This is a genomic window from Massilia sp. P2_C2, assembly GCF_056404615.1.
Genome location: NZ_JBFUDR010000200.1, coordinates 1 through 11607, shown reverse-complemented (window position 1 = coordinate 11607; position 11607 = coordinate 1). Strand labels below are relative to the sequence as shown.

Annotated in this window: 9 protein-coding genes; 3 read left to right on the top strand and 6 right to left on the bottom strand. The window is 67.6% G+C overall.

Features of this window, described 5'->3' with window-relative positions; all coding sequences use genetic code 11:
* On the bottom strand, window positions 1-863 hold an 863-nt coding region (locus AC1DYX_RS20855), incomplete at its 3' end, for an aminotransferase class I/II-fold pyridoxal phosphate-dependent enzyme (protein WP_477262335.1).
* 363 nt (window positions 864-1226) lie between these two features.
* On the opposite strand from AC1DYX_RS20855, the gene AC1DYX_RS20850 reads away from it, so the two are divergent.
* Window positions 1227-2312, top strand: a complete 1086-nt coding sequence (locus AC1DYX_RS20850) for an acyltransferase family protein (protein ID WP_477262333.1) — start codon at window positions 1227-1229, stop codon at window positions 2310-2312.
* 10 nt (window positions 2313-2322) lie between these two features.
* Here AC1DYX_RS20850 and AC1DYX_RS20845 read toward each other — a convergent pair whose 3' ends face one another.
* Window positions 2323-3447, bottom strand: a complete 1125-nt coding sequence (locus AC1DYX_RS20845) for an acyltransferase family protein (RefSeq protein WP_477262331.1) — start codon at window positions 3445-3447, stop codon at window positions 2323-2325.
* A gap of 215 nt (window positions 3448-3662) precedes the next feature.
* On the opposite strand from AC1DYX_RS20845, the gene AC1DYX_RS20840 reads away from it, so the two are divergent.
* Complete coding sequence (locus AC1DYX_RS20840) at window positions 3663-5246, top strand: acyl-CoA ligase (AMP-forming), exosortase A system-associated (protein ID WP_477262337.1); 1584 nt, start codon at window positions 3663-3665, stop codon at window positions 5244-5246.
* A complete protein-coding gene (locus AC1DYX_RS20835; RefSeq protein ID WP_477262329.1) occupies window positions 5243-6472 on the top strand; it encodes a pyridoxal-dependent decarboxylase, exosortase A system-associated in 1230 nt (409 codons plus the stop codon). The genes AC1DYX_RS20840 and AC1DYX_RS20835 overlap by 4 nt, the downstream gene beginning before the upstream one ends.
* A gap of 85 nt (window positions 6473-6557) precedes the next feature.
* Here AC1DYX_RS20835 and AC1DYX_RS20830 read toward each other — a convergent pair whose 3' ends face one another.
* The 4 genes from AC1DYX_RS20830 to AC1DYX_RS20815 form a co-directional block, all read right to left on the bottom strand.
* Window positions 6558-8465, bottom strand: coding sequence for an XrtA/PEP-CTERM system amidotransferase (locus tag AC1DYX_RS20830; RefSeq protein ID WP_477262327.1), 1908 nt, complete (start codon window positions 8463-8465; stop codon window positions 6558-6560).
* Between the two features lie 43 nt (window positions 8466-8508).
* Window positions 8509-9675 carry a TIGR03088 family PEP-CTERM/XrtA system glycosyltransferase gene (locus AC1DYX_RS20825; RefSeq protein WP_477262325.1) on the bottom strand — a complete coding sequence of 389 codons (1167 nt, stop codon included), beginning with the start codon at window positions 9673-9675 and terminating at the stop codon, window positions 8509-8511.
* 25 nt (window positions 9676-9700) lie between these two features.
* On the bottom strand, window positions 9701-10918 hold the full coding sequence (locus AC1DYX_RS20820; protein WP_477262322.1) for a TIGR04063 family PEP-CTERM/XrtA system glycosyltransferase: 1218 nt from the start codon (window positions 10916-10918) through the stop codon (window positions 9701-9703).
* Between the two features lie 45 nt (window positions 10919-10963).
* On the bottom strand, window positions 10964-11607 hold a 644-nt coding region (locus AC1DYX_RS20815), incomplete at its 5' end, for an exosortase C-terminal domain/associated protein EpsI (RefSeq protein ID WP_477262320.1).

The following is an 11607-nucleotide window of genomic DNA, read 5'->3' as shown; positions in this document are numbered from 1 at the left end:
GTGCGCAACACCGTGCGCGAAAACCAGGACGAGCGCTTGTCGGCCCAGCGCGGATCGAAATCGAAGCCGCTGTCCGACGACGACGGCGCCAGCGCGGGCGCGGCCGGCGCGTGTGCCGTGCCGGTGTCGCGCGCGCCCCGCTGTTTGAACGCGTTCCACAGCTTGTCCTTCAGGCGCAGCGGCAGCATGAGCAGCGCGCGCAGCGCGGGCAGGCGGCCGTAGGAGAACGCGGCTTCGAGCGCGTTCAGCGCGGCCTTCAGTTCGAAGCCGGCGCCGGCGCTCGTCAAGGTCACGTCCAGGGTGTGCCGGCGCGACACGAGGCAGCCGCCTTCGTAGATCGGGAAGAATTTCATGGTGCTGCCGATCGCATAATCGCCCGTGCTGCCGACCGCGACGCCGTCGCGCGCGCCGAAGAAGCAGTGGGCGCAATCCTCGACGAGGCCGATGCCGCGGCGGTCGCACAGCGCGCGCAGCGGCGCCAGGTCGTGCGGGATGCCGAAAAAGTGCGTCGCGAGGATCGCCCTGACCTTGCCGCCGGCGAGCTTCGTTTCGATGTCGGCCAGGTCGGGCGCCGTGTCCGGATGCACGCGGTAGAACGCGACGTCGGCACCGCACCAGTGTGCGGGCGGGACCATCGACGGACTGTGGTAGGCCGGCACCAGCACGACGTCGCCGCGGCCCACGCCGAGCGCGCGCAATGCGAGCCCGATGGCGACGCGGCCGCTCGTGACGAGGCGCACGTCCGCGCCGTCCAGCAACGAGGGCAGTGCGGCCCGGCGTCCACCCCCGAATGCCGCGAGCGACAACACGGGCACGGGAGGGATGGCGCGGCGGGCGGACGGCGGAAGATTCGTTGATGACATGCATTAAATATAACACGCGAGACCGAGTCCGTCCGATACGACAGTTTACGTTGGCTGTCGTTAAAAAGAACTCGGTATCAACCGTAATGCAACCGTAATGCGCACCTGGGTACGCATGGTTAATTACGAAAAGTGATGATTAAACAACAAACGTTGTCAGAATTCAAGCTGCATGAAACGTTGGTAAATACTTGGCTGTGGCTTGGCCTGATGCGTAGACGTCATCTGAGGCAAAGCAGCAACATCGGCAGTGTGGATGGGTTTTGAGGTTATAATTTATGCATCACACACATGCAAGTCCGGGCCTCGTTGGCGATGTGTTGTGTCTCGAATGCCAAACTTCCCACAACAGGCGCCTCGATCATGAAACGCGAAATCCCACACGGGCTATCGGTGTACCTGGACCTGGTCCGCTTCGGTGCGGCCACGCTCGTCGTGCTATCCCACCTGTGGACGCTCGCGGTACCCAACCATCCGCTGCCGTGGCCCGGGCATTCCGCGGTCGTCATCTTCTTCGTGCTATCGGGTTTCGTCATTTCGCATGCGGCGCGGCCCGAGCTCGGACTGCGCGGCTACCTRCATCACCGGATCGCCCGCATCTATCCCGTCGTGCTGGGCGCGGCCGCGCTGTCGCTGCTGCTCGCCGCATTCGGCGTGAACACGATGCAGTACGCGGGCACGCGCGGGTCGGATGCGCTGGACGTGGCGCTGAACGTGACGTTCCTCGCGCAAACGTGGGCGAACGTCGCGCTGCCCTATAACGGCCCGTTCTGGTCGCTGAACTACGAGGTCTGGTACTACATCCTGTTCGGCATCTGGTGCTATCACCCCAGCCGCTGGCTGCTGCTGTGCGCCGTGCTGCTCGCGGGCCCCAAGATCCTGCTGCTGATGCCCGTGTGGCTGCTCGGAGTCTGGCTGCACCGGCGCATGACGGTGCTCGATCGCCGGGTGGCGTTGTGGATCTTCGTGCTCACGCTCGGCGCCGGGCTGGCGTTTTTCTGGATCGACGTCGGCGCGCGCATCCGCGAAGTCATGCGCGGCCTCTGGCCCGGGGCGATGGACCTGACGCGCGGCTCGAACCAGTTCGTCGGCGATTTCCTGCTCGGCCTGGTCGTGGCGGCGAACTTCTGGGCGGCCGGCTCGCTCGGCATGGGCCTGCTGCTGAAATGCGAGCGGGTGGTCCGCTATCTCTCCAGTTTCACGTTCTCGATGTACGTGTTCCACATGCCGCTGGCGGTGCTGGTGTGGAACGGTCTCGGTGTGCATGCCGCGCCGGCGTTCGTCGGCCTCCTGTTGCTGGGCGTCGTCGGCATGGGCGAGCTGACCGAGCGCCGCACGAAGTGGTACCGGGACCTGCTTGCCCCGTTGTTCGCGGGCCGGCCGCAAGCCGTTCGCGCGATCGCGGAGCCGTTGTACCCGCCGCCGCCGGGCGAGCGCTCCGGCCCGTAAGCGGGACGCCTCAGATCGTCGTATCGGCCCGGTTGTCGGATTCCGGCGCCGATGGCTTCGCCGAGGCCACGGGCGCGATGGATGCGTGCGCGGCATCCCACCAGTGGGTCAGGCGCCGCTTGAACGGGCCCGCAAAGCGCTGCTCGACGTGCACGTTGACCACCCAGGCGACGGCGATCATCACCGCCACCGTCCCCCACAGCAGCAGGTGCGCATCGACCGCCGGATACAGGTGATTGAAGATGACGTAGCCGATGGACTGGTGCACCAGGTACAGCGGATAGGTCAGGGCGCCGAGCACCATCCAGTTGCGGCGGCCGATCCAGCCCGTCCTTCTGGTCGCCACGAGGAACATCAGCACGAAGCATGCGGTGACGAGGGACAGGACGATGCCGCGGTCCATGACGACATGGTTGTTGGCTTCCCACTTCGGCAGGGCGATCCAGCTTTCGTACAGCGACAGCGCCCAGCATCCCAAAATGACGCCCGCGCGCAGCCACGACAGCCCGTGCGACCAGATCTGGTACATCATGGCGCCGGCGATGAAATAGGCGGCGTAGTCGACGATCAGCACATCGCGCAGGCGGTCCAGGCCCGCCAGTTCGAACAGCGCGACCGTCGCGAACCAGGCGGCGAGGAAGATTTCCGCCCGATGGATCTGGCGCAGCAGCAGGACCACCGCGACCAGGGCATAGAAGCGCATCTCGACGACCAGCGACCAGTACGAACCGTCGATATGCGATCCCGGGGCGATCTTCTGCATGAGCGAGAAACCGCTCAGCATCGTCAGGTTGGAGAGATACTGGACCACGGTGGGCTGGTTGCGGCCGAACATGAGCAGGACCAGGGCCGTGAGCGTGCAGCAGACCCAGAACGCCGGGTACAGGCGCACGATGCGCGAGATGACGAAGTGCTTCAGGCTTCCGCCCGAGGCGCTCATCAGGATGACGAATCCGCTGATCAGGAAAAACAGTTCGACGCCGTAGCTGCCGTATTTGGCCGCCGCTTCCAGCAGCGGATACGGCATCGATGAACTGTGCGCGGCATACCCGCGGAACGCATAGTGGAAGAGGACGACCGCAAGTGCCGCCAGAAAGCGCAGCAGATCGATTTCATTCGCGCGGGGTTTGTTCATGTTGTCGATCCTCGTGGATGCGCGATGAGTGTTTATCTCAAGAATCAGATGAGAGCATTTTTTTAATGTTGAGTCAACAAGGGCTAGCAGACTTGCCAGCGCAACCGTTGCGTACGTGTCGAATGCGTGCGAGGGCTTGCTCTACGACTTGGCGGGATGAACTGGTAAGATTGGCGTTTGCCCGATCACGCTTGCCGGCAGACCCCATGGCATTGATGAACCATTTGATCCACGATTCCCTGTTCGAGAGTGCGGCCCGCACGCCCGCCGCCGAAGCCCTGGCGTATGGCGACAGGCGTAGCAGCTATGCGCAACTGGCCGCGCAGGTGCGCGCCGTCGCCGCGCTGCTGCTGCGCACCGGCCTCGAACCCGGCGCGCGCGTCGCGGTGTACATGGAAAAGCGCATCGAGAACGTGGCGGCGATGTTCGGCGCCGCCGCCGCCGGCTGCGTCTTCGTGCCCGTCAACCCGCTGCTCAAGCCGGAGCAGGTCGCCTACATCCTCGCCGACTGCAACGTGCGCCTGCTGGCCACCACGGCCGAACGCCTGGCGCAGTTGGCGCCCGTGCTGGAACGCTGTCCCGACCTGCGCGCCGTGCTGCTGGCCGAAGGCGACGGCGCGGCGGCCGTTGCCGCGGCGGCGGCCGCCGCGCTGCCCGTGCTGGCGTGGCCCGCAGAGGAGTCCGCGCATCTCGCGCCGCACCGCCGCATCGACACGGACGTGGCCGCGATCCTGTACACGTCGGGCAGCACGGGCCAGCCGAAAGGCGTCGTGCTGTCGCACCGGAACATGGTCGCGGGCGCGCAGAGCGTCGCCAGCTACCTGGACCTGCGCGCCGACGACCGCCTGCTCGCCGTACTGCCCTTGAGCTTCGACTATGGCCTGTCGCAGCTGACGACGGCCTTCCTGCGCGGCGCCTGCGTCGTGCTGATGAACTACCTGTTCCCGAAGGATATCGTCGCGATGGTGGCGCGCGAGCGCATCACGGGCCTGGCCGCCGTGCCGCCGCTGTGGATCGCGCTGGCGCGCCTCGCCTGGCCGGCCGGCTGCACGCTGCGCTTCATCACCAATTCCGGCGGCGCCATGCCGGTGCCGACGGTGCAGGCGCTGCGCGCGGCATTGCCGGATACGCAGATCTTCCTGATGTACGGCCTCACCGAGGCGTTCCGCTCCACGTACCTGCCGCCGGGAGAGGTCGCGCGCCGCCCGGATTCGATCGGCCGCGCGATCCCGAACGCCGAGATCCTCGTCGTGCGCCCGGACGGCGCCCCGTGCGATGCCGACGAACCGGGAGAACTCGTGCACCGCGGCGCGCTCGTGGCCCTCGGCTACTGGAATGACCCGGCGCGCACGGCGCAGCGCTTCCGTCCTGCGCCCGGCCAGGATGCGGGCCTGCCCGTGCCGGAACTGGCGGTGTGGTCGGGCGACACGGTGCGCCGCGATGCCGACGGCTATCTGTACTTCATCGGCCGCAGCGACGACATGATCAAGGTGTCCGGCTACCGCATCAGCCCCACCGAGATCGAATCGGTATTGCACGCGACCGGCCTCGTCGCCGAAGTGGCCGCCTTCGGCATCGACCATCCGCAACTGGGCCAGGCCATCGCCGTGATCGCCGTGCCGGCGGAAGAGGGCAGTGTCGACGCCGCCGCGCTGCTGGCGGAATGCAAGCGCCACCTGCCTGCCTACATGGTCCCGGCCCGCGTCGACTTGCGCGCCGGCCCGCTGCCGCGCAACCCGAACGGCAAGATCGACCGTAACCTGCTGCGCCACTCCCTGCAAACGAACGAAGCATCATGAATAAACCCCGCCACGCGCCGCAGATCCACTTTCCCGTCGTCGACGATGTCCTGCAGGTTGGCGACATCCCGTTGCCCCGGCTCGCGCAGCGCGTGGGCCGCACGCCGTTCTTCGCGGTCGACCGCGCACTGTGCACGCAACGCGTGCGCGACCTGCGCGTGCAGCTGCCGCAAGGCGTGCTGCTGCATTACTCGATCAAGGCCAATCCGATGCCGGCGCTCGTGCAGCACATGGCCGGTCTCGTCGACGGCCTGGATGTCGCGTCCGGCGGGGAATTGAAAACCGCGCTGGACGCGGGCATGGCGCCGCAGCGCATCAGCTTCGCCGGCCCGGCCAAGCAGGAGGCGGAGCTGGTGCAGGCGGTGGCCGCCGGCGTGTGCGTGAACGTCGAATCGGAGCGTGAGCTGAACGCGCTCGCGCGCATCGGCGACGGTCTCGGCATCGCGCCACGCATCGCGCTGCGCGTGAATCCGGACTTCGAACTGAAATCCTCCGGCATGAAGATGGGCGGTGGCGCCAAGCCGTTCGGCATCGACGCCGAGGAGGTCCCGCGCCTGCTGCGCGCGGCGGCCGGGATGTCCGTCGACTTCCAGGGTTTCCACATCTTCGCCGGCTCGCAAAGCCTGCGTGTCGACGCCATCATCGACGCCCAGGCGCGCAGCATCGGGCTCGCGCTGCGCCTGGCCGATGCGGCACCCGTGCCGGTGCGCCAGGTGAACATCGGCGGCGGCTTCGGTATCCCGTATTTCCCCGGCGAAGAACGTCTCGACGTGGCGCCGATCGCCGCGCGTCTGGCGGGCGAACTGGAGAAGTTGACGGCGGCGCTGCCGCAGGCGAAGCTGGCGCTGGAACTGGGCCGCTACCTCGTCGGCGAATGCGGCATCTACGTGACGCGCGTCGTCGACCGCAAGGTCTCGCGCGGCGAAGTCTTCCTCGTGACGGATGGCGGCATGCACCACCACCTGGCGGCCTCCGGCAACCTGGGMCAGGTCATCCGCAAGAATTATCCGGTCGCCGTGGGCAACCGCGTGGCGCCGGTCGACAGCGGTCAGGCCAGCGTGACGGGGCCGCTGTGCACCCCGCTCGACATCCTGGCCGACCGGATGGAGCTGGCGCATGCGCAGGTCGGCGACCTGATCGTCGTGTTCCAGTCCGGCGCCTACGGCCCGTCCGCCAGTCCGGGCGCCTTCCTCGGGCACCCGGCGGCGCTGGAAGTCCTCATCTAGGCCCTATCCCGGTAGGGTGGGCACCCTGTGCCCACGCATAACGTATGCGATCCGCGAACGTCCGCGTGGGCTCGGGGAGCCCACCCTACGCCCCGGCGCTCACGCGCAGGAACGCGTCGAACATCATCAGCGACCACAGGGCCACGCTGTGGTCCGCCGTGCCCGCGTGGTGTTGCGACACCAGCTGTTCCAGGTAGCGGCGGTTGAAGATGCCGGTGTCTTCCAGGCGCTTGCCCAGCACGGCGTCGCGCACGGCGTCGCGCAGCGGGCCGCGCAGCCAGGCCGCCAGCGGAATCGAAAAACCCTTCTTGGACCGGTACATGATGTCGTGCGGCAGGTGCGGTTCCAGCGCCTTCTTGAGGATGTACTTGCCTTCGCCGCCGCGCAGCTTCAGGCTAGTGGGCAGCGTGGCCGCGTATTCGCAGAACTCGTGGTCGAGCAGGGGCACGCGCACCTCGAGCGAATGGGCCATGCTGGCGCGGTCCACCTTGGTCAGGATGTCGCCCGGCAGCCAGGTCTTGAAGTCGAGGTACTGGATCAGCGACAGCGGATCGTCGGTCGGCGCGTCCTTCGCATGCGCGCGCATCACGTCGATCGCGCGGTAGCCCTGCAGGTCGCGCCGGAAACCGTCCGAGAACAGCTGGTCGCGCTGGCGGTCCGGCAGGCGCGACACGCCGTGGAAATAGCCCTCGACGAGGTCGCGCGCGATGGATTCGAACGTGGTCTTGGCGCGGAACACGCGCGGCGCCCAGTCGGCTTTCGGGTACAGGCTGCCCAGCGTGCCGAACAGCGGTTTACGGATCGCTTCCGGCACCCTGGAGCGCACGCTGTGCTCGGCCATCGCGAAGCGGTAGCGGCGGTAGCCTGCAAAATTCTCGTCGCCGCCGTCGCCCGACAGCGCCACCGTCACGTGGCGGCGCGCCAGCTGGCAGACGCGGTAGGTCGGGATCGCGGAGCTGTCGGCGAACGGTTCGTCGTACAGGTGGGCCAGCGTGTCGATCAGGCCGTAGTCGTCCTTGTCGACGATCTGCGCGTGGTGGTGCGTGCGGTAGCGCTGCGCGACCTGCATCGCGTATTGCGTCTCGTCGAACTCGGGATCGTCGAAGCCGATCGAGCACGTGGTCACGCCCTCGCTGACCTTGCCGTCCCGGGTGCCCGCCATCATCGCCACGACGGCGCTGGAATCGACGCCGCCGGACAGGAAGGCGCCCAGCGGCACCTCGGATTCCATCTGGCTTTGCACGGCGGTGCGCACGCGCTCGATCAGCTCGGCCTCGACGTCCGCCTCCGGCCGCGCCGGCGCGACGTTGAACGCGAGATCCCACCAGCGCCTGGGCGTCACTGCCCGGTCGCCGACCTTCAGCAGGATAGCGTGGCCGGGGCTGAGTTTATAAGCGTTATGGAAGATCGTGTTCGGTTCCGGCACGTAGCCGTAGGCGAAGTAATCCTCGACGGCGCGCGGGTTCAGCTTGCGCGACAGTTCCGGGAAGGTCATGATCGACTTCAGTTCGGAGCCGAACACGAACAGGCCGCTGGGCAGCAGCGAATAGAACATCGGCTTCACGCCCACGTGGTCGCGCGCGAGGAACAGCGTCTGCTTCCTGCGGTCCCACACGCCGAACGCGAACATGCCGCGCAGTCGGCGCACGCAGTCCTCGCCCCAGGCGATCCAGGCATTCATGACGACTTCCGTATCGGACTTCGTGCGGAACGCGTGCCCCAGTGCGATCAGTTCGTCGCGCAAGGCGCGGTAATTGTAGATCTCGCCGTTGAACACGAGCGCCACGTCGCGCGCGGCGTTCAGGAACGGCTGCTGGCCCGTGGCCACGTCGATCACGGACAGGCGGCGATGGCCCATGCCCAGGGCTTTTTCCAGATACAGCTCGCCTTCGTCGGGACCGCGATGGTGCTGGCTCTCGTTCATGCGCCGCAGCGCTTCGCGGTCGATCTCCCGGTTGCCCTGGGTGTCAAAGATTCCGACTATTCCGCACATGGTGTTGGCTTTCTTGCTTGTCGATGGGTGAAACGGTAACGCGTCAGTGTGCCTTGTTTTGGCAAAGTCCGTCGTACAGCGCGCCGTACGCGGCCACCATGGCGCGCAGGCTGAAACGGTCTTCCACGCGCGCGCGCGCGGCGCGGCCGTGCGCGGCGCGCAGGTTGTCGTCCTGCGCGTAGCGGCCCAGTGCGTCCGCCAGCGCGCCGACGTCGCCGACCGGCACCAGCAGGCCCTGCACGCCCTCGTCGACGACTTCCGGGATGCCGCCGACGCGCGAGGCGACGACGGGCAGGCCGCACGCCATCGCTTCCAGCATCGAGACGGGCGTGCCTTCGGCCAGCGAGGGCAGGGCGAAGATCGAGAACGTACGCAACACGGCGGCGATGTCGGCGCGCGCACCGGGCAGCCACACGGCGTCAATGAGGCCGAGGCTGGCCACCTGCGCGCGCACGGCCGGCAGCAGCGGGCCGTCGCCGACGATCGCGAGCTTCAGGTGCGGCGCCAGGCCGGGCAGGCGCGCGCGCAGCTGCGCGAACGCATCGACGAGGGCGCGGTGGTTCTTGACGTCCTGCACGCGGGCGACGGTGCCGATCACGATGTCGCCTGGCGCGAACGGTGCATCCGCGGCGGGCGCGCCGCCGGGGGCGTACCGGTCCGTGTCGACGCCGTTCTTGATGAACAGCGTCTTCGCGGCCGGGATGCGCACGACGTCGCCGAGCCAGCGGTTCAGGTCTTCGGAGACGGGAATGAAGCGGTCGACGAACGGCACCAGGCGGCGGCGCAGGAAGTTGTGCTTCGGGTTCAGGCCGTGCGGATCGCTGGCGTCGCGGCCATGTTCCGCGTGGATGCGCACGGGGACGCCGGCCATGGTCGCCGTGAACGCATATTCCAGCGCGGCCAGGTTGTACGTGTGCAGCACGGTGGGGCGCAGGCGCCGCATCAGGCGCCAGAACGTCAGGTGCGTGCCGAGGCCGAGGCCGGGCGGCTTGCCGAGCGCGTGCAGCTCGACGTCGCGGCGCGCGATCCGGTCGGCGAACGACGTGTAGGTCGTCAGGCAGACGACGGCGTGGCGCCACGCGGGCATGCGGTTGATGCAGTCGACGAGCAGCGTCTCCAGGCCGCCCACGCCGAGCGAATACACGAGGTGCACGACCAGCGGCCGGGTGTCGACGCCGGCCGGCGTGAGCTCATGCGCGGGCGCATTCATCGTGGCGACTCCGTGCTGCTTGCCTTCATGCCGCCAGAGCCTTTTGCGTCAGGCGACCGTAGATGGCCGGGTAGCGGCCGACGCTGACCTTCCAGTTGCGTTCCGTCTCGACGTAGCGGCGGCCGGCCTGGCGCAGCTTCGGCCAGGTGTCGTGCGCGGCGAGCAGGGCGCCGACCTTGTCGGCCAGCGAGTCCGGATCGTCGGCGCGGAACAGCACGCCGGTCTTGCCGTCGGCGATCAGTTCCAGGTGGCCGCCGACGTCGGACGCGGCCAGGATGCGGCCCTGCGCCATCGCTTCCAGCGGCTTGAGCGGCGTGACGAGGTCGGTCAGGCGCATCGACAGGCGCGGGTACACGAGCACGTCGAGCAGGTCGTAGTATTTGTTGACCTGGTCGTGCGGCACGCGGCCCGTGAACACGACCTTGTCGGCGATGTTCAGGTCCTTGGCCATCTGGCGCAGCTGCTCGTCCTGCGGACCGCCGCCGACGAGCAGCACGCGCAGGTCGGGCATGCTTGCGACGAGTTTCGGCACGGCGCGCAGCAGCACGTCCAGGCCTTCGTAGGCATAGAACGAGCCGATGAAGCCGATCAGGCGCGAGCCGGCCAGGCCCAGCTTTTCTTTCAGTTCGAGGTCGGGCGTGCCGCCCATCGAGAATTTTTCGATGTCGACCGCGTTCGGGATCACGGTGACCTTGTCGGCCGGGACGCCGCGCGCGACGATATCCTTGCGCAGGCCTTCGCAGATCGTGGTGACGGCGTCGGCCTGCTTCAGCGCATAGGTCTCGAGCGCGCGCGTGAGACGGTAGCGCAGGCCGTTTTCCGTGCTGGTGCCGTGGTCGACGGCGGCGTCTTCCCAGAACGCGCGCACCTCGTACACGACGGGAATGCCGAAGCGCTTGCCGACGCGCAGCGCAGCCATCGCGTTCAGCGACGGCGAGTGCGCATGCAGGACGTCCGGCTGGATCTGCGGGATGATCTCGGCCAGACGCTTGGCCAGGCCGTCGATCACGTTCACCTGGTTCAGCACCGGCATCTTCGCCAGCGCGCCTTTCGATTCCGGCGTGCGGTAGAAGTGCAGCCCGTCCACGGTTTCTTCCAGCATGTCGCCGGAATTCTGCTTGGCGCCGGTGACGTGGAAGGTTTCCCAGCCGAGCGCGCGCTGTTCGCGCAGGATCGAACGGGTGCGGAAGGTATAGCCGCTGTGCAGCGGGATCGAGTGGTCGAGGACGTGGAGAACTCGCATGATGTATTTCCGTTCTTGTTGGCTAAGCTAAGTATCTGTATTTTTTCAGCGGCTTCGGGTCGCGTTCAAAGCCTGGTCCAGCGCCTGGCCCTGTCCGGCCAGGAAGCCGTGCAGCGCGGCGCGCGCGCGCGCCGGGTCGTTGTCGTAGGGGACGGCCAGCATCACGGCGGCGCCGTCGTCGCCGCGCAGCATCGCCTTGCCGGCGGCCTGCCACAGCTTGCCGACGTAGTCGCTGCCGGTGTAATGCCCGCCGACCCACTTGAAGGCCCAGACCATGAGCGCACCCTGCGGCGTGCGCAGGATGCCTTCGTGCAGCGTCACCGGGTGGCCGGCGACGGTCTCGGCGCGCGCGGCGCTTTCGACTTCGTGCCAGTCGTCCTGGTAACCGGTCAGGCGGTTGATGGAACTGATCAGGTTCTTGTCCGGGTTCTGGTTGCGGTAGTACAGCACGGTCAGGCTGACCGGCACGCTGCCTTCGCGGTAGGCGCGGTGGAAACGCGCATCCGGCTCCATGTAGAACGGTTTCCAGTTCGCGAATCCGGCGGCCTGCGGCGCGCTCACGGCGATGTCGGCCAGGCGCACCGGTGCCGGATTGTGATTGGCGCGCTCGCCCAGCAGCGCCAGCGCCGGCCACAGGGCGCACATGAGCAGGACGCCGACCACCGTGGCCGGCAGGCGCCGCGGGATGC

Bases quoted from the DNA above. Each gene is read 5' to 3' on its own strand.
- AC1DYX_RS20845 (WP_477262331.1), bottom strand. From the start codon at position 3,447: ATGAACAAACCCCGCGCGAATGAAATCGATCTGCTGCGCTTTCTGGCG.
- AC1DYX_RS20840 (WP_477262337.1), top strand. From the start codon at position 3,663: ATGAACCATTTGATCCACGATTCCCTGTTCGAGAGTGCGGCCCGCACG.
- AC1DYX_RS20830 (WP_477262327.1), bottom strand. From the start codon at position 8,465: ATGTGCGGAATAGTCGGAATCTTTGACACCCAGGGCAACCGGGAGATC.
- AC1DYX_RS20825 (WP_477262325.1), bottom strand. From the start codon at position 9,675: ATGAATGCGCCCGCGCATGAGCTCACGCCGGCCGGCGTCGACACCCGG.
- AC1DYX_RS20820 (WP_477262322.1), bottom strand. From the start codon at position 10,918: ATGCGAGTTCTCCACGTCCTCGACCACTCGATCCCGCTGCACAGCGGC.